General features: G+C 67.9%; 17 protein-coding genes. 6 read left to right on the forward strand and 11 right to left on the reverse strand.

The genetic code is table 11. From position 1 onward, the window contains the following. Position 1 precedes the first annotated feature (1 nt). The 4 genes from ROJ8625_RS02400 (at position 2) to ROJ8625_RS02415 (ending at position 3,475) form a co-directional block, all read left to right on the forward strand. Entirely contained in the window at positions 2-967 is a 966-nt protein-coding gene (locus ROJ8625_RS02400; RefSeq protein WP_085790236.1) for an ABC transporter permease, read from the forward strand. 330 nt (positions 968-1,297) lie between these two features. Then, on the forward strand, positions 1,298-2,215 hold the full coding sequence (locus tag ROJ8625_RS02405) for a sulfite exporter TauE/SafE family protein (protein WP_085790237.1): 918 nt from the start codon (positions 1,298-1,300) through the stop codon (positions 2,213-2,215). Beyond that, positions 2,212-3,027, forward strand: a complete 816-nt coding sequence (locus tag ROJ8625_RS02410) for a TIGR02186 family protein (protein WP_085790238.1) — start codon at positions 2,212-2,214, stop codon at positions 3,025-3,027. Before ROJ8625_RS02405 ends, ROJ8625_RS02410 begins: the two co-directional genes overlap by 4 nt. A gap of 1 nt (position 3,028) precedes the next feature. Further along, positions 3,029-3,475 (forward strand): acyl-CoA thioesterase, encoded by a 447-nt coding sequence (locus ROJ8625_RS02415; RefSeq protein WP_085790239.1) that lies wholly within the window; start codon positions 3,029-3,031, stop codon positions 3,473-3,475. Here the strand turns inward: ROJ8625_RS02415 and ROJ8625_RS02420 are convergent. The 7 genes from ROJ8625_RS02420 to ROJ8625_RS02445 all read right to left on the reverse strand — a co-directional run bounded on the left by ROJ8625_RS02420 (position 3,472) and on the right by ROJ8625_RS02445 (position 11,352). Further along, on the reverse strand, positions 3,472-3,969 hold the full coding sequence (locus ROJ8625_RS02420; protein WP_085790240.1) for a PRC-barrel domain-containing protein: 498 nt from the start codon (positions 3,967-3,969) through the stop codon (positions 3,472-3,474). The genes ROJ8625_RS02415 and ROJ8625_RS02420 overlap by 4 nt on opposite strands. 122 nt (positions 3,970-4,091) lie before the next feature. Further along, complete coding sequence (gene uvrC, locus ROJ8625_RS02425; protein WP_085790241.1) at positions 4,092-5,981, reverse strand: excinuclease ABC subunit UvrC; 1,890 nt, start codon at positions 5,979-5,981, stop codon at positions 4,092-4,094. Between the two features lie 315 nt (positions 5,982-6,296). Then, on the reverse strand, positions 6,297-7,085 hold the full coding sequence (locus tag ROJ8625_RS02430) for an SDR family oxidoreductase (RefSeq protein WP_085790242.1): 789 nt from the start codon (positions 7,083-7,085) through the stop codon (positions 6,297-6,299). Positions 7,086-7,100: 15 nt separating this feature from the next. After that, complete coding sequence (locus tag ROJ8625_RS02435) at positions 7,101-8,054, reverse strand: calcium/sodium antiporter (protein WP_085790243.1); 954 nt, start codon at positions 8,052-8,054, stop codon at positions 7,101-7,103. A 1-nt stretch (position 8,055) separates the two neighbouring features. Next, on the reverse strand, positions 8,056-8,220 hold the full coding sequence (locus ROJ8625_RS20905; protein ID WP_159456707.1) for a hypothetical protein: 165 nt from the start codon (positions 8,218-8,220) through the stop codon (positions 8,056-8,058). 1 nt (position 8,221) lies between these two features. Then, positions 8,222-9,019 (reverse strand): S49 family peptidase, encoded by a 798-nt coding sequence (locus tag ROJ8625_RS02440; protein ID WP_085790244.1) that lies wholly within the window; start codon positions 9,017-9,019, stop codon positions 8,222-8,224. Positions 9,020-9,162: 143 nt separating this feature from the next. After that, positions 9,163-11,352, reverse strand: coding sequence for a primosomal protein N' (locus tag ROJ8625_RS02445; protein WP_085790245.1), 2,190 nt, complete (start codon positions 11,350-11,352; stop codon positions 9,163-9,165). A gap of 110 nt (positions 11,353-11,462) precedes the next feature. On the opposite strand from ROJ8625_RS02445, the gene fsa reads away from it, so the two are divergent. Then, positions 11,463-12,116: a fructose-6-phosphate aldolase gene (gene fsa / locus ROJ8625_RS02450; RefSeq protein ID WP_085790246.1), complete on the forward strand. Its 654-nt coding sequence runs from the start codon at positions 11,463-11,465 to the stop codon at positions 12,114-12,116. Between the two features lie 165 nt (positions 12,117-12,281). On the opposite strand, the gene ROJ8625_RS02455 is transcribed toward fsa, so the two are convergent. Genes ROJ8625_RS02455 through petA form a run of 3 tightly spaced genes read right to left on the reverse strand, consistent with a single transcriptional unit; the run spans position 12,282 to position 15,019 of the window. After that, positions 12,282-13,076 (reverse strand): cytochrome c1, encoded by a 795-nt coding sequence (locus ROJ8625_RS02455; RefSeq protein ID WP_085790247.1) that lies wholly within the window; start codon positions 13,074-13,076, stop codon positions 12,282-12,284. Positions 13,077-13,095: 19 nt separating this feature from the next. Further along, on the reverse strand, positions 13,096-14,442 hold the full coding sequence (petB, locus tag ROJ8625_RS02460) for a cytochrome b (protein ID WP_085790248.1): 1,347 nt from the start codon (positions 14,440-14,442) through the stop codon (positions 13,096-13,098). 13 nt (positions 14,443-14,455) lie between these two features. Further along, on the reverse strand, positions 14,456-15,019 hold the full coding sequence (gene petA, locus ROJ8625_RS02465) for a ubiquinol-cytochrome c reductase iron-sulfur subunit (protein WP_085790249.1): 564 nt from the start codon (positions 15,017-15,019) through the stop codon (positions 14,456-14,458). A 221-nt stretch (positions 15,020-15,240) separates the two neighbouring features. Here petA and ROJ8625_RS02470 point away from each other — a divergent pair, with 221 nt between their 5' ends. Beyond that, positions 15,241-15,921 (forward strand): outer membrane protein, encoded by a 681-nt coding sequence (locus ROJ8625_RS02470; protein ID WP_085790250.1) that lies wholly within the window; start codon positions 15,241-15,243, stop codon positions 15,919-15,921. Positions 15,922-15,925: 4 nt separating this feature from the next. Here ROJ8625_RS02470 and ROJ8625_RS02475 read toward each other — a convergent pair whose 3' ends face one another. Continuing rightward, positions 15,926-16,531 carry a glutathione S-transferase gene (locus tag ROJ8625_RS02475; RefSeq protein WP_085790251.1) on the reverse strand — a complete coding sequence of 202 codons (606 nt, stop codon included), beginning with the start codon at positions 16,529-16,531 and terminating at the stop codon, positions 15,926-15,928. Positions 16,532-16,542 lie beyond the last annotated feature (11 nt).

The raw sequence follows: 16,542 nt of genomic DNA on the forward strand, positions 1-16,542 counted from the left end.
GATGGACTACGCCACCCTGCTCCAGGTTCTCGATTCGACCGTGCGCCTCGCCACGCCGCTGCTGCTCGCGTGCCTCGCCGGGCTGTTCTCGGAGCGCGCCGGCGTCATCGATATCGGCCTCGAGGGCAAGATGCTGATCGCCGCCTTCTTCTCGGCGGCGATCGCCGCGGCGACCGGATCGGTCTGGCTGGGCCTCCTGGCCGGCCTCGTTTCCTCCGTCATACTCAGCCTCGTCCACGGGCTCGCCTCGATCACCTTCCGCGGCAACCAGTTGATCTCCGGCGTCGCCATCAACTTCCTCGCCGCGGGCCTGACGGTGCTCATCGCGCAGGACTGGTTCGGCCAGGGCGGGCGCACGCCGTCGCTGGTCGGCGGCGGCCGCTGGGGCGACATCACCCTGCCCTTCGCAGAGACGCTGGCACCGGTCCCGATTCTCGGCCCGTTCTACGCCGAACTTCTCTCCGGCCACTCGATCCTCGTCTACGTGGGCCTCCTGATGGTGCCGCTCACGTGGTGGGTCCTCTTCCGCACCCGCTTCGGACTGCGACTCCGCGCGGTGGGCGAAGCGCCGGAGGCGGTCGACACCGCCGGCGTCTCGGTCACCGGGCTGCGCTACGCCGCCGTCGCGATCTGCGGGCTGCTCTGCGGCCTCGCCGGCTCCTATCTCGCCACCGGCCTGCAGGCTGGCTTCGTGCGCGAGATGACCGCGGGCCGCGGCTACATCGCGCTCGCCGCGCTGATCTTCGCCAAGTGGCGCCCCTGGCACGCGCTCGGCGCATGCCTGCTCTTCGGCCTCCTCCAGGCGGTCGCCCTGCGCTACCAGAACATCGATCTCGGCGGGCTGACGATCCCGGTTCAGTTGATGGACGCGCTGCCCTACATCCTGACGGTGGTGATCCTCGCGGGCTTCGTCGGAAAGGCCATCCCGCCCCGCGCCGGCGGCGAGCCCTACGTCAAGGAACGCTAGCCCCCGCGGCGACCCGCACACCCACCGCAGAGCGTCCAAGCCGTCCGCGCCCCGCGATGCGGTCGGCACACCCCGACACTTGGACCCTGCCCAACCCGCACCGGCGCATCCACCCCGTCGTCCCGGCCGAAACATCCCGCGGAGCGCGAGGGGCGGCACTCTTCGCCCTCCCCGCGCCCGACACTCGACGATCCCGCAGCCGGCATACCCTCCCTTTCTTCTTGGCCGAAATACTCCGGGGAGCGCGAGGGGCGGCGCCCCTCGCTCCCGACCGCGCCACGCGCGCCGAGGCCGTTGCCTTCGCCCGCGCTCTTCCGCACTCTGAGGGCCATGCAGCTCTACCTTCCCATCGCCGAGGTTTCGGTCTCGCTGATCCTGCTCCTCGGCCTCGGCGTGATGGTGGGGATCCTGTCGGGCATGTTCGGGGTGGGTGGGGGCTTCCTGATCACGCCGCTGCTGTTCTTCATGGGAATCCCGCCTGCGGTGGCTGTGGCGACGGGCGCGAACCAGATCGTCGCGAGCTCGGTGTCGGCGGTGCTGGCACATCTCAGGCGGCGCACGGTCGATCTGAGGATGGGCACGGTGCTGCTGGCCGGCGGGCTCGTGGGATCCGCGCTCGGTGTCTGGCTCTTCAACTGGCTGAAGGAACAGGGCCAGGTCGATCTGCTTGTGCGGCTTTGCTACGTCGTCTTTCTCGGCATCATCGGCGGGCTGATGTTGATCGAGAGCGTCCGCGCGCTCCTGAAGGCCAAGCGCGGCGGCGCGCCCAGGCGGCGCCAGCACGGCTGGGTGCACGGCTTGCCGTTCAAGATGCGGTTTCGCGCCTCGGGGCTCTACATCTCGGCGATCCCGCCCCTGATGGTCGGCGCGGCGGTGGGCGTGCTGGCGGCGATCATGGGGGTGGGCGGCGGCTTCATCATGGTGCCGGCGATGATCTATCTTCTGGGGATGCCGACGAAGGTCGTCGTGGGCACGTCGCTGTTCCAGATCATCTTCGTGACCGGCTTCACCACGCTTCTGCACGCGGTGACGACGCAGACCGTGGACATCTTCCTCGCGCTGGCGCTGATCACCGGCGGCGTGGTCGGCGCGCAGATCGGCACGGCGCTCGGCGCGCGCCTGCGCGCGGAACAGCTGCGCATCCTGCTCGCGCTGCTCGTCGTCGGGGTCTGCCTGAAGCTCGGGTTCGATCTGGTGCTGCCGCCGTCCGAGCGTTTCGTCATCAGCCAGGAGGGTGCGCCGACATGAGCCGGGGCGTCTCGATCCTCCGCGCAGCGTGGCGCCGCGCCGGTGCAGGCGCCCTGGCGCTCGCCCTGCTGCTGGTCCTGCGCGCGGGCGCGCCCGCCCACGCGCAGGAAGAGGTCGTGCTGGGCCTCAGCCAGGACAGCGTGTCGATCTCGACCGATTTCGACGGGTCCGAGATCCTCGTCTACGGCGCGGTCAAGCGCGAGGTGCCGATCCCGTCGGATCCACCGCTCGAGGTCGTGGTCACCGTGTCGGGCCCGTTCGTGCCGCTGACGGTCTACCGCAAGGAGCGCCGCTTCGGTATCTGGGTGAACACCGACGCGGTGGAGGTCGATCTCGCCCCGTCCTTCTACGCGGTCGCGACATCCGGGCCGTTCTCGACCGTCCTGTCGAATGTCGAGGATCTGCGCCACTCGGTATCCGTGCCGCGGGCGATCCGTTCGGTCGGCGCGCCGATGAACGTGGAGGACGCGCAGGCATTCTCGGACGCGGTGATCCGCATTCGCAGCGATACCGGGCTCTACCAAATGCTCGAAGGGTCGGTGGACGTGCGCGAGGAAACGCTCTTTGCCACGCGGATCCGCCTGCCCGCCAACCTGACCGAGGGCGCCTATGCCACGCGCATTTTTCTAACACGGGCGGGCCGTGTCGTCGCAGAGCAAGACCGGGTGATCGACGTGCGCAAGGTCGGGCTCGAGCGCTGGCTCTACAATCTCTCGCGCGATCTGCCGCTGGCCTACGGGCTCCTGTCGCTCACGCTCGCCATCGCCGCGGGCTGGGGCGCCTCCACCCTCTTTCGACTGATCCGGAACTGACATGCCCCGCACGCCACCGCCCGTCCGCGCCGACTTCGCCGCCTTTCTGCCGGTCCAGACCCGCTGGGCCGACAACGACGAATACGGCCACATGAACAACGCGACCTATTTCGCGATCTTCGACAACGTGATCTCAGTCTGGCAGATGGACCAGGGGATCGCGATCCGGGGCCCGGACGCGATCCGCTTCGTGGTGGTGGAGAACGGCTGCATCTATTTCCGCGAGGTCGGCTTTCCCGACGCGCTCGACGCCGGGCTGCGGCTCGCCGCGATGGGCACGTCGTCCTATCGCATCGAGGTCGCGCTGTTCCGCGAGGGCGAGGACGCGGCGGCGACGCTCGGCTTCTTCCAGAACGTGCTCACCGATGCGGAGGGCCGGCCACGCCCGATCCCGGACGATCTGCGGGCGGTGCTGCGCCGGCTGGAGCCGGCGCCTGCGGGACCCTAGTCGTCCGCCGTCTCGATTTCCGGCGCATCCTCAAGCTGCGACTGGTCGAGCCGGGTGACGATCGTGATCGTGTCGCCCTCGGGCGAGCGGGCGAGGCGGAGATCGTTGAGCGGGATCATCACGGTCTTCTGCCCGATGCCGATGAAGCCGCCGACATCGGTGGTGATGCCCTGCACCTGCCCGCGATCGTCGAGCAGCACCTCGCTGACCGACCCGATCTCGCTCAGGCCGGCGATGATCGGCTGCAGGGGCGCGTCGCTCTCCCACGTGTTGGCGTCGTATTCACCCTCGAGTGACACGATCCGAGCCTCTTGCAGCATCGTCGCGGTGATGTAGGGCGGCTGTTCGGTCTCGGCCGCGTCACCTCCGGCGGAGTCGGAGGCCGATCCCGCGCTGTCGGTCGAGGAGGAGGAGGAGGCGTCGCCGCTCTCCTGCGCGAGGACGGGCAGGGCGAGGCCGGCGGCCAGAAGGCCGGAGAGGAGGGTGCGGAGCATGGCAAGACCTTTCGGTTGATCGGAACGTTCCCGGACCAACGGCAGGGCGACCTCGCGGTTCCGCGATCCTGTCGTGAGTCACGCCTCAGGGTCGGTCGGCAACCGGCCCGCGGCCCGGCCGATCAGCCGCCGTCGTGGAAATGCGCGTAGATGCGCTCGGCAAGCGCCGCAGACACGCCGTCCACCGCTTTCAGGTCCGCGAGGTTCGCGCGGCTCACCGCCTTGGCCGACCCGAAATGCTGCAGCAGCGCGCGCTTGCGCGACGCACCGACGCCCTGGATCTCGTCGAGCGGATTGGCCGACACCGCCTTCGCGCGCTTGGCGCGATGGCTTCCGATGGCGAAGCGGTGCGCCTCGTCGCGCAGCCGCTGCACGAAATAGAGCACCGGATCGTTGCGGCGGAGCGCGAACGGACGCTGGCCGAAGCGGTGGAATTCCTCCTTGCCGTGGTCGCGGTCGACGCCCTTGGCCACACCGATCATCGCAACGTCCTCGACACCGTGCTCGGCCATGATCTCGTGCACGGCGCTGACCTGGCCCTGCCCGCCGTCGATCAGCAGGAGATCGGGCCAGAGACCCTTTTCCCGGTCGGGATCCTCCTTCAGCAGGCGCTTGAAGCGGCGCGTCAGCACCTCCTTCATCATGCCGAAGTCGTCGCCCGGGGTAAGGTCCTCGCCGCGGATGTTGAACTTGCGATACTGGTTCTTCATGTAGCCGTCCGGCCCGGCGACGATCATCGCGCCGACGGCGTGGGCGCCCTGTATGTGGCTGTTGTCGTAAACCTCGATCCGCTCGGGCACGGTCTCGAGGCCGAACGCCTCGGCCAGGCCGCGCAAGAGTTTTCCCTGCGCCGCGCTCTCGGCCATCTTGCGTCCGAGGCTTTCGCGCGCGTTCCGCAGCGCACCCTCGACCAGCTCGGCCTTCTCGCCGCGCTGTGGCACCGCGATCTCGACCTTGCGGCCCTTCTTGTCGGACAGGAGCTCGGCCATCAGGTCGTCGCTCTCTATCCCGTTCGACAGCAGCAGGAGGCGCGGCGGTTCCTTGGTGTCGTAGAACTGGCCGATGAAGGCCTCGAGCACCTCGGCCGGTTCCACGTCCTCGCCCACGCGGGGATAGAAGTCTCGGTTGCCCCAGTTCTGGTGCGCGCGGATGAAGAAGACCTGAACGCAGGCCTGGCCGCCCTCCATGTGCAACGCGAGAATGTCGGCCTCGCCGACCGAGCGCGGGTTGATGCCCTGCGCCGTCTGCACCTGCGTCAGCGCGCGGATCCGGTCGCGCAGGGCGGCGGCCCGCTCGAATTCCATGTTGGCGGACGCCTCCTGCATCGCGGCGGCCAGCGTTTCCTGGATCTTGGTGTCGCGGCCCGAGAGGAAGCGTTCGGCGTCGCGCACGCTCTCGGCGTAGTCGGCCTCGGAAATCTTGCCGACGCAAGGCGCACTGCACCGCTTGATCTGGTGCAGAAGGCATGGCCGCGTGCGCGTCTCGAACACGGAATCCGAACAGTTCCGCAGCAGAAAGACCTTCTGCAACTGGTTCAACGTCCGGTTCACGGCACCGGCGCTCGCGAACGGGCCGTAGTAGGCGCCCTTCTCCTTTTTCGCGCCGCGATGCTTCTTGATCTGCGGATAGGGGTGATCGCCGGTGACGAGGATGTTCGGAAACGACTTGTCGTCGCGCAGCAGCACGTTGAACTTGGGCTTGAGCTGCTTGATGAGGTTCTGCTCGAGCAGCAGCGCCTCGGTCTCGGTCCGCGTCGTGAGAAACATCATCGACGCGGTCTCGCGAATCATCCGGGCGATGCGCGGCGTGTGCCCCGTGGGCCGGGCATAGCTCGACACCCGCGCCTTCAGGTTACGCGCCTTGCCGACGTAAAGAACACGGCTCTGGGCATCGAGCATCCGGTAGACGCCGGGGCTCGTCTTGAGCGTCCTCAGGTAGCCCTGGATCACCGTGTGACCCGTCGGCACGGGCCCGGGTCCGGCGTCGTTTGTCACGTCGTCTTGTCGGCTCATGAGCGGCTGCGATCCGATGTGTCAGACGGGCCTGACGATTCTCCGACCCGCCCTTTTGTGAGGCGCCATCCGGCGGAAGTTTCAAGCAGGAACAAATCCACCGAAGCTGTGGACAAGTCTGAGGGAAACCGCCTCAGACGGCCACTTTGTCCTTTGTAGCAAGGCTCTCCCACGGATTGCCCAGTTATTAAGCACGATATCAACTTATTGATTTCGCGACATATTATTAGGTGTGTGACGTAATCTTTTGAAAACTTTAACGTTTTCGTTACAAGCCGAGAGGTGCAACGGCGGGGGTGCACAACATTCCCGAAGTCACTCCACGCCGACCACGTCCGGCGTCTCCCACGCGAGGTGTTGGCCGCCGTCGACGCAGAGCAATTGGCCCGTGATCGCCGGCGACGACAGGAAGTATCCGAGCGCCGCGGTGATGTCCTCGGGGTTCGCGCCACGGTCGAGGATCGTGGCCCCCCGCTGGCGCGCGAAATGCTCCGCGCTCTGCCGCCCGCCCTGCAGCGTCGGACCGGGTCCGATACCGTTCACCCGCACCTTGGGCGCCAGCGCCTGCGCCGCCGTGCGCGTGAACGTCCAGAGCCCCATCTTGGCGATCGTGTAGGACATGAAATGCGGGGTCAGCTTGCGCACCCGCTGGTCGATCATGTTGACCACGAGCCCCTGCGCGACCGGTTCGCCGTTGGCGTCCGCGACCGGCGGCGGCACCTGCGCGGCCAGCGCCTGTGTCAGCACGACCGGCGCGCGCAGGTTGCTCTCGAGCGCGCGGTCCCAGCTTTCGCGGGTTCCGGTCTCGATCGTGTCGTGTTCGAAGATCGAGGCGTTGTTCACCAGCCGGGTGATCGGCCCGCCGAGCGCCTCGGCCGCCCGCGGCAGAAGCGATGCGGTCTCCTCCTCGTTCAGAAGGTCCGCCTGCACAGTCACGGCGGCGCGCCCCTTGTCGCGGATCAGCCCGGCGACCTCTTCGGCCGCGTCGGCGGAGCCGCCGTAATGCACGGCAACGTCGCAGCCCTGATCGGCGAGGAAGAGCGCCATGGCCCGGCCGAGCCGCTTGCCGCCGCCGGTGACGAGAGCGCGATGGGTGTCGGTCATGGTCGGATCCTTTCGTCAGGCGAGCACGGTCAGCACGTAGGCCACGTAGGCGACCGACAAGAGCACGCCGATCCAGCGCGTCAGGTTCCAGCCGAGAAAGACGAACGGCATGAGCAGCAGCGAGGCCGCCAGCATCACCCAGAGATCGAAGCGCAGGAACTCGGCATCGACCTCCATCGGCGCGATCAACGCGGCGATACCGATGATGGCGAGCAGGTTGAACATGTTCGACCCGATCACGTTGCCGAGCGCGACATCCGCCTGTCGCCGCAACGCAGCCGCCACCGTCGTCGCCAGTTCCGGCAGCGAGGTGCCGACCGCGACGAGCGTCAGCCCGATCACCGTGTCCGACACGCCGAAGCGCTGCGCGATCTCGCGCGCGCTGTCGACGAGAAGGTCCGCCCCGAGCGGGAGGCCGACGAGCCCGAGCACAAGATAGAGAACGATCTTCCACCACGGCATCTCGGGGTCCGCGCCCTCGACCTCCTCGGCCTCCTGCGCCTCGGCCGCCTTGCCGTTGCGCCGATGGCTCCGCGCTTCGTAGAAGTTCTCGCCCAGGATCACGGCAAGCGCCGCGAGCAGGATCAGGCCGGCGATCCAGTCGAACGTGCCGCGAAACGCGAGCCCGATGAACAGCACCGATGCGCCGAGCATGATGACGTAGCTCTTGCGCGTGTCGTGTTCGGCAGTGTGCATGACCGCGATCATGGCGGGGATACCGAGCACCATGAGCACGTTCGCGGTGTTCGACCCCACCACGTTGCCGAGCGCGATGCCCGGCACCCCCTCGAGAGCGGCGTTGACCGAGATGAGAAGCTCCGGCGCGGACGTGCCGAAGGCGACGATCGTCAGCGACACGATCAGGGCCGGCACCCCCAGCCGGAGGGCGAGGTTCACCGCCCCCTTGACCAGCGCGTCGCCGGCAAGAAGCAGGATCACGAGCCCGAGCGCCGCCGTCAGCCAGACCATGCTATCCCCGGACCTTCTTGCACGGACAGGGCCCCTTGCCGATCCGGTGGCGGCCGCAATCGGGACACTTGGACCGCCGCGACAGCAGTTTGGGACGGCGCAGCTTGCCGAACATGCCCAGCACGCCCATGAAGACGAGGAACAGAATGACGATCTTCAGGATCACGTCAGAGGCCGTAGCGCGCGAATTCCGCACGCTCCTCGATCCCGGAGAGCGCTTCCTGCGCCGCGGCCCCGCCGAGGCGGGCCAACAGCGGCTTGCGGGTGTCGTAGCGGCGGAATCGGACCTTGTCGCCAAACCGCGACTTCATCACCGGCACGAGGTGACCGATGCCATCCGCCAGTCCGACCTCGACCGCCTTTTCGCCGATCCAGACCTCACCGGTAAAGAGATCGGCCTCTTCCTTCAGTTTCTGGCCGCGGCGGGCGCGGACCTGCGCGATGAAGTTCTCGTGCAGTTGCGCCAGCCAGCGGTTGAGCCGTTCGACGTCTTCCTCGTTCTCGGGGCGGAACGGATCGAGCATGGATTTCGACCGGCCGGCCGTGTGGACCCGACGCTCGAAGCCCTGGCGCTGCAGGAAGACATGCGCGCCGAAGCCGGCCGAGATCACGCCGATCGAACCGAGAAGCGACGAGCTGTCGGCGAAGATCTCGTCGGCGGCGGAGGCAAGCCAGTAGCCGCCCGAAGCCGCGACATCCTCTACGAAAGCATAGACCGGCACTTTCTTTTCCGCCGACAGGCGACGGATCCGCGCGCCGATCAGGGCCGACTGGACGGGCGAGCCGCCGGGCGAGTTGACCTCGAGCGCCACCGCGTCCGGCTTGCCGCGCGAGAACGCGCGCTCGATCTGTTGGGCGAGACCGCGGTCGCTGAGAGTCGCACGGCCCGGGCCGCCGATCGTGCCCTGCAGGCGGACCACGGACACCAGCGGCGTGGACTTGATAAACGGCAGGCGGATGTTCATGCGCGAAGATGTAGAGGGCAGATGCCCGACAAACAAGCGCCCGAGGGCGGTCTTCGAGCGTCACGTCCGGCGCGCGCGGACGCGCGGTCGCGGCTTGTGCGGTGTCTGCCCAAGGGACGCGCGTGCGCCGGCGAGGGCGACCGCTACATGAAGCTCTGCGGGTCGATGTCGATCGCCATGCGCAGGTCGCCGCGCAGGCGGAACTGGCCGGCCCATTCCGCCAGTGCGCGCTGGAGCGGGACGCCCTTCGGCGCCTTCACGAGCAACCGGACGCGATGGCGGCCGCGCACGCGCGCGACCGGTGCGGGCGCCGGCCCGTAGACCTCCGCGCCGATCCGTCGCAGCGGCGCGTCCTGCCGCGCGAGCGCGCCGCCGAGGTCGAAGACCTGCTGCACGTCCGCCGACGACAGAATGACGCCCGCCATGCGACCGTAGGGGGGGACGCCCGCCATGCGGCGCTCCTCGGCCTCCGCGCGCCAGAAACCCTCGTCGTCGCCGGCGAGGATCGCACGGATGACGGGATGGTCGGGCTGGTGCGTCTGCAGGAGCGCCACGCCGCGTTTCTCCGCCCGCCCTGCCCTTCCGGCCACCTGCCGCATCAGCTGGAACGTGCGTTCCGCCGCGCGAAGGTCAGACCCCTGCAGGCCCAGGTCCGCGTCGATCACGCCGACCAGCGTGAGGAGCGGAAAGTTGTGGCCTTTCGCGACCAGCTGCGTGCCGATCACGATGTCCGCTGCACCGGCGGCGATCTCCTCGATCTCGGCCTTGAGCGCCCGCGCCGAGCCGAAAAGGTCCGACGACAGGACGGCGATCCGCGCCTCCGGGAAGGCGCTGCGCGCCTCCTCGGCCATGCGCTCGACCCCGGGGCCGACGGCGGCCAGCTTGCCCTCCACCGCGCAGGCCGGGCAGGCCTCCGGCATCGGTTTGGTCTCGCCGCATTGGTGGCAGACGAGCCGGCGCTGGAAGCGGTGCTCGACCATGCGCGCGTCGCATTGGTCGCAGCCGATCTGATGCCCGCAGGCACGGCAGAGCGTGACCGGGGCGTACCCGCGGCGGTTCAGGAACAGCAGCGACTGCTCGCCGCGGTCGAGCCGCGCGCGGATCGCCGCCGCCAGGGTCGGAGAGATCCAGCGCGTCGCCGGCAGGTCCTCGCCCCGCATGTCGATCGCGCGCATGTCGGGCAGCACCGCCTCGCCGAAGCGCGAGGTCAGCGTCAGCCGGTCGTACTTGCCGGCCTCGGCATTGGCCCAGCTTTCGAGCGAGGGCGTCGCGGAGGCCAGCACCACCCGCGCATCGTTGAGCGAGGCGCGCAGCACCGCCATGTCGCGCGCATTGTAGAGGACGCCATCCTCCTGCTTGTAGGAGGTGTCGTGTTCCTCGTCGACGACCACGAGCCCGAGATCCCGAAAGGGCAGGAACAGCGACGAACGCGCGCCGACGACAAGCTCCGCCCCGCCTTCGGCGACCATCTTCCAGACCCGGCGCCGCTCGGTCTGGGTGACGCCGTGATGCCATTCGGCGGGCCGCGCGCCGAAGCGGGCCTCCACCCGCGTGAGGAATTCCGATGTCAGAGCGATCTCGGGAAGGAGGACCAGCGCCTGCCGGCCCTGCCGCAGGCACTCGGCCACGGCCTCGAGGTAGACCTCGGTCTTGCCCGAGCCCGTCACCCCCTTGAGGAGCGTGGTGCCGTAGCGGCCGGCGCGCAGCCCCGCGCGCAGAGCTTCGGCCCCCGTGGCCTGGTCCTCTGTCAGGGTCTTGCCGCCCCAATCGGGGTCGAGCCGGGGATAGGGCGTGTCGCGTGGCGCGTCTTCCTCACGTACGACGCCCTGCTTGACGAGACCCTTGATGACCGAGGCCGTCACCCCGGCGGCGTCCGCCAGTTCCTTCTGCGTGAGGGCGAGCCCGCCCATGTCGTCGAGCACGTCGAGCACCCGCCGGCGCGCGTCGGTTTCGCGGTCAGGGCGCCCGGCGCCGCGGCGATAGATCCGCCGCGTGGCGACGGCATCCCCCAGCGCCGGCGCCCGCGTCGCGAGGCGCAGCATCGCCGGCAGCGGCGTCAGCGTGTATTCACCGGCCTTCTCGAGGAAGTCGCGCAGCTCCGCCCGCATCGGCGCCGTCTCGAGCACGCGTGCGACGCTGCGGACCTTGGACGGGTCGAAATCGCCCTTTCCCGGTCCCCAGACAACGCCCCAGACCTTCCGCGGCCCCAGCGGAACCTCGACGAAGGCGCCCTGCCAGCAGCCGCCTTCGGGCGCGCGATAGTCGAGCGCCCCACCGAGGGGCTGCGTCGTCAGCACGCCGATCAGCGCGCCCTCGTCGAAGAAGGCATCCATCGCGTATGGGGCTCCTCGTGTTAGCGCCCAAGGCCGGCACTTTCGCGTCCCGGACCCATCGGGTATGACACGGCCGAACAATTGCCAATCCATCCCCGGGAGGGAGAGAGATGAAGTTTTTCGTCGACACCGCCGACATCGACGCCATCCGCGAGCTGAACGAGCTCGGCATGGTGGACGGCGTGACCACCAACCCCTCGCTGATCCTCAAGTCGGGGCGCGACATCCACGAGGTGACCAAGGAGATCTGCGATCTCGTGGACGGCCCGGTCTCTGCCGAGGTGATCGCGCTCGCTGCCGAGGACATGATCGCCGAGGGCCGCAAGCTGGCGGACATCGCGGGCAACATCGTCGTCAAGGTGCCGCTGACCTGGGACGGCCTCAAGGCCTGCAAGGTGCTGTCGGGCGAAGGCAAGATGGTCAACGTCACGCTCTGCTTCTCGGCCAACCAGGCGCTGCTCGCGGCAAAGGCCGGGGCGACCTTCATCTCGCCCTTCATCGGCCGCCTCGACGACCTGAACCTCGACGGGGTCGATCTGATTTCGGACATTCGCGAGATCTACGACAATTACGGCTACGAGACCCAGATCCTCGCCGCGTCGATCCGCAATGCCAACCACATGTCGGACTGCGCCAAGATCGGCGCCGACGTCGCGACCGCGCCGCCCGCGGTCATCAAGGCAATGGCGAACCATGTCCTGACCGACAAGGGCCTCGATGCCTTCGTGAAGGACGCACAGAAGGCGGGCATCAAGATCGTCTGAGCGGCCGCCGTCGATCGCGGACAGTGACGCCGGCCTTTCGGGGCCGGCGTTTTTCGTTTGATCCACGGCGCCGCCGTGCCGGACGGCGCGGCGCCGCCTCGGTCGGCAACGAAAAAGCCCCGCCACATCGGGCGGGGCTTCGTCATGCCGGGGCGAGAAGCGCGATCAGGTGTCGCGCTTCTTGATCGGCGCCCAGATGCGCTTGTTCGTGAGGTAAAGCAACACGGCGAGGATCGTGAGGAACACGACACCCGCGAAGCCGGCCTGCTTGCGCGCCATCATCTTGGGCTCGGCCGTCCACATCAGGAACGCGGCGACATCCTTGGCTTCCTGCTCGAGCGTGGGCTCGGGCTGGCCTTCGGCATAGGCCACGTCGTCGCCGTAGAGCGGCGGCGCCATGCCGATCCAGGTGCCGGGATACGCCTCGTTCTCGTAGAGGATCGTGCCCGCCTGCTCCTGCTGCTCGCCAGTGTAACCGGTCAGCAGGGAGGCGATGTACTCGGCGCCGCCCATCCCCTTGAAGAACTGGTTGAGGCCGGTGCCGTAGGGGCCGTGGAAGCCCGCGCGCGCTTTCGCCATAAGCGACAGGTCGGGCGCCCCGACGGCGTTGTTCTCGGGGAAGTTGTCGGTCGGCCGCGCGGGGCGGTAATCGTCCTCTTCCTCGTCGAAGACCTCGAAGTTCTGTTCGGCGTAGGCGCGCACCTCGGCGTCGGAGTAGCCCGGGCCGCTTTCGTCGCCGAGCGACCGGAGCGGCACGTATTTCAGGCCGTGACAGCCCGAGCAGACCTGGGTGTAGACCTGCAGGCCGCGCTGAAGTTGCGCCTGATCGTAGCTGCCGAACGGCCCCTCGAACGAGAAGTCGTAGTCGGTGACGTGTCCGCCCGCACCGGCGGCATAGGCGCCGCTGGCCAGGGTCAGGGTCGTCGCGACCAGTGCGGATGTGGCAATCGATCGGATCATTGTCTGTGTCCGTCCTTTCTTATTCCGCGGGGGCGACGTTCGGCTTCGTCGAGGTTCCGCCGGAGGCCGCGGCATGCGCCTCGAAGTCCGCCTCGATCGTGTCGGGGCGCGCCAGCGGTTTCTCGATCACGCCGAGCAGGGGCAGGATCACGAGGAAGTACGCGAACCAGTAGGTCGACGCGATGAGCGAGATCCAGTCGTACGGGAACTCGGTCGACTGGGCGCCGACCCACATCAGCACGACGAAGTCGACGATCAGCAGCGCGAACCACCACTTGAACATCGGGCGATAGCGGCCCGACCGCACGCTCGAGGTGTCGAGCCACGGCGCCAGGGCCATCACCGCGATGGCGCCGAACATCGCCAGCACGCCGAAGAACTTCGCGTCGATGATGCCGCCGGTGATGAAGCTGGTGATCTGCACGATCCAGACTTCGGACGTGAAGGCCCGCAGGATCGCGTAGAACGGCAGGAAGTACCATTCGGGCACGATGTGCGCGGGCGTCGCCAGCGGGTTGGCCTCGATGTAGTTGTCGGGGTGACCGAGGTAGTTCGGCATGAAGCCCACGATCGCGAAGAACACCGCGATGATGACCGCCAGCGCGAACAGGTCCTTGATCACGTAGTAGGGCCAGAACGGAACGGTGTCCTTCTCGGCCTCGGCCTTTGAACTCCGGCGCACCTCGACCCCGGTGGGGTTGTTGTTGCCGGTGGTGTGGAACGCCCAGATGTGCACGATCACCAGGCCCGCGATGATGAACGGGAACAGGTAGTGCAGCGAGAAGAAGCGCGTCAGCGTGTAGTTGCCCACCGCCGGTCCGCCCAGAAGCCAGGTCTGGATGGTCTCGCCGATGCCCGGAATCGCACCGAACAGGCCGGTGATCACGGTGGCACCCCAGAACGACATCTGGCCCCACGGCAGCACGTACCCCATGAACGCGGTGCCCATCATCAGCAGGTAGATCAGGATGCCGATGATCCAGGTGACCTCGCGCGGCGTCTTGTACGATCCGTAGTAGAGGCCGCGGAAGATGTGGAAGTAGACCGCCACGAAGAACAGCGATGCGCCGTTGGCGTGGATGTAGCGCAGCGCCCAGCCGCCGTTCACGTCGCGCATGATGTGCTCGACCGAGGCGAAGGCCATGTCGACGTCGGGCGTGTAGTGCATGACCAGCGTGATGCCGGTGATGATCTGCAGCACCAGCGTGAAGGTCAGCACGATGCCCCAGATCCACATCCAGTTCAGGTTCTTCGGAGTGGGGATCATGATCGTGTCGTAGAGGATGCCGAGAATCGGCAGCCGCGAATGCAGCCACTTCTCGCCGCCCGTCTTCGGTTCGTAGTGGTCGTGGGGAATCCCAGCCATGGTCTTTCCTCCCTTAACCCAGGACGATCGTTGTTTCGCCGTCGAAGCCCGCGACCGGCACCGGCAGGTTCTGCGGTGCGGGGCCACGGCGCATCCGGCCAGCCGTGTCGTAGTGCGAGCCGTGGCAGGGGCAGAACCACCCGCCGAAGTCGCCGGCGCCGTTGCCGAGCGGGACGCAGCCCAGATGGGTGCACACGCCCATCATCACGAGCCAGCGGCCCTCTTCGTCGAGCGTCCGGTTTTCGTCGGTCGCGTCGGCCTGCCCCTGAATGTTCTCGTTCCGGGCGATCGGATCAACGAGATCGGACAATTCGACGCTGCGCGCCTGCTCGATCTCTTCCTGCGTGCGGTGCCGGATGAAGACCGGTTTGCCCAGCCACTGCACCGTGAGCTGCGTGCCCTCGGACACGCCGCCGATGTCGACGCGGATCGACGACAGCGCGCGCACGTCGGCGGAGGGGTTCATCTGGTTGACGAGGGGCCAGACCGCCGCGCCTGCGGCGACGGCCCCGGCACCCGCGGTGGCGTAGTAGAGGAAATCCCTACGGGTGCCTTCGGTATCGTCTGCGTGGGACACGAGGTTTTCTCCGTTCCTGAGCCCCGGACCCCGGGGCGCAATTGCCGAGCCGCTCGCGGACGCACCGCAAGCCTTGTGGGAGCGGTGTTTAACGGCGGTGCCCGCACGCGTCCAGAACACAAACGCTTGTAATCGCGCACAGCGCCGATCTGTCGCGGTTGAGCGGAACCCGCGAACGGTATATCGGTTGGTCCTGCGTCAAGACGCCGACTGGATACCCGATGACTCTTACCGTGCATGCGCCCCGCGCATGGATCTTTGCGACCGCTTTCGCCCTCCCGACCGTCGCGGCCCTGCCCGCTGCGGCGCAGGACTACGAGTTCTCGCTCTATTCCGGGGTTCAGAGCTCTCCGCACAGCCGCATCGAGGGCGAGCTGCCGAACGGCGACTCGTTCGACGAACTGATCGGCTGGGAGGGGCGCTCGTTCGAGATGCCGCCCTATTACGGTCTGCGCGGCACCTATTGGCGGACCGATCGGCTCGGGTTCGGCGTCGAGTTCACGCATTCCAAGGTCTACGCGCCCGATGACGAAGCTGAAGATGCCGGCTTCGACAATTTCGAACTGACCGACGGCGTGAACGTCCTGACCGCCAACACGATGTACCGCTGGCCCGACAACTTCCGCGCGCTGACGCCCTATGTCGGCGGCGGGCTCGGCGTGGCCGTGCCGCATGTCGATGCCGATCCGTCGGACGGCGACTCGACATACGAATACCAGTTCGGCGGTCCCGCGCTGCGACTCATGGCCGGTGCGAGTTACGACCTGACCGACCGGCTGGCCGTGTTCGGCGAATACCAGTTCACCTACTCGACGATGGATCTCGATCTCGAGGATGGCGGCGACGTCGAGACCGACATCAAGACGAACGCCGTGAATGTCGGCCTGACGCTAAAATTCTGAAGTCTCAGGCGGGTGCGCTGTCGCGCATCGAGTCACGCTCCGCAAATCCGGCCTGCCACCCCGCGAGGGTCGGGCGCCCCGTACGCCAGGCCCGTGCGTCGTGGCGCAGGTCGAGATAGCCGAGCGCACAGGCCAGCGCGATCTGAGCCGCCGTCACCCGCCCGGCAAGATGCGACGACCAGCGCGATTCCACCGCGTCCAGCGCGCGGGCGACCTTGGACCACTGCGCCTCGATCCACGGTTCGTGCACCTTGTCCTCCGGGCGGAACCGTGCCTCGTAGACCATGGCGACCGCGGCCTCCATGACGCCGTGTGCCGTGGCCTCGAGGGTCAGGATTTCCCACAGGCGGCTCTCGGGGTAGAGGCCGGCATCGCTCCTTGCGTCGAGGTAGCGGCAGATCACCCGGCTATCGTACAGCGTCGGCCCGTCCTGCCGGCCGAGCGCCGGGATCTTGGCCAGCGGGTTGGCGGCGGTCAGCGCCGGGTCGGGATCGAGCGCGTCAGCGCGGACGTCGCGCAACTCCGTCCCTTGGAGAAGGCCCGTTTCGGCGAGCGTGACGCGCACGGTGCGCACGAAGGGCGAAGCGGCGGAGCCGTAGAGAACGAACATGGCGAACCCGT

Origin of the sequence: Roseivivax jejudonensis (assembly GCF_900172265.1) — a bacterium.
Taxonomy (GTDB): Bacteria; Pseudomonadota; Alphaproteobacteria; order Rhodobacterales; family Rhodobacteraceae; genus Roseivivax; species Roseivivax jejudonensis.

Excerpts from the sequence above, each read along its gene's own strand:
- petB (WP_085790248.1), bottom strand. The coding sequence starts at position 14,442 with ATGGCTGGGATTCCCCACGACCACTACGAACCGAAGACGGGCGGCGAG.
- ROJ8625_RS02420 (WP_085790240.1), bottom strand. The coding sequence starts at position 3,969 with ATGCTCCGCACCCTCCTCTCCGGCCTTCTGGCCGCCGGCCTCGCCCTG.
- ROJ8625_RS02445 (WP_085790245.1), bottom strand. The coding sequence starts at position 11,352 with ATGGATGCCTTCTTCGACGAGGGCGCGCTGATCGGCGTGCTGACGACG.
- ROJ8625_RS02410 (WP_085790238.1), top strand. The coding sequence starts at position 2,212 with ATGAGCCGGGGCGTCTCGATCCTCCGCGCAGCGTGGCGCCGCGCCGGT.
- ROJ8625_RS02435 (WP_085790243.1), bottom strand. The coding sequence starts at position 8,054 with ATGGTCTGGCTGACGGCGGCGCTCGGGCTCGTGATCCTGCTTCTTGCC.
- ROJ8625_RS02440 (WP_085790244.1), bottom strand. The coding sequence starts at position 9,019 with ATGAACATCCGCCTGCCGTTTATCAAGTCCACGCCGCTGGTGTCCGTG.
- fsa (WP_085790246.1), top strand. The coding sequence starts at position 11,463 with ATGAAGTTTTTCGTCGACACCGCCGACATCGACGCCATCCGCGAGCTG.
- ROJ8625_RS02470 (WP_085790250.1), top strand. The coding sequence starts at position 15,241 with ATGACTCTTACCGTGCATGCGCCCCGCGCATGGATCTTTGCGACCGCT.
- ROJ8625_RS02430 (WP_085790242.1), bottom strand. The coding sequence starts at position 7,085 with ATGACCGACACCCATCGCGCTCTCGTCACCGGCGGCGGCAAGCGGCTC.
- ROJ8625_RS02455 (WP_085790247.1), bottom strand. The coding sequence starts at position 13,076 with ATGATCCGATCGATTGCCACATCCGCACTGGTCGCGACGACCCTGACC.
- uvrC (WP_085790241.1), bottom strand. The coding sequence starts at position 5,981 with ATGAGCCGACAAGACGACGTGACAAACGACGCCGGACCCGGGCCCGTG.
- ROJ8625_RS02400 (WP_085790236.1), top strand. The coding sequence starts at position 2 with ATGGACTACGCCACCCTGCTCCAGGTTCTCGATTCGACCGTGCGCCTC.
- ROJ8625_RS02405 (WP_085790237.1), top strand. The coding sequence starts at position 1,298 with ATGCAGCTCTACCTTCCCATCGCCGAGGTTTCGGTCTCGCTGATCCTG.
- ROJ8625_RS02415 (WP_085790239.1), top strand. The coding sequence starts at position 3,029 with ATGCCCCGCACGCCACCGCCCGTCCGCGCCGACTTCGCCGCCTTTCTG.
- ROJ8625_RS02475 (WP_085790251.1), bottom strand. The coding sequence starts at position 16,531 with ATGTTCGTTCTCTACGGCTCCGCCGCTTCGCCCTTCGTGCGCACCGTG.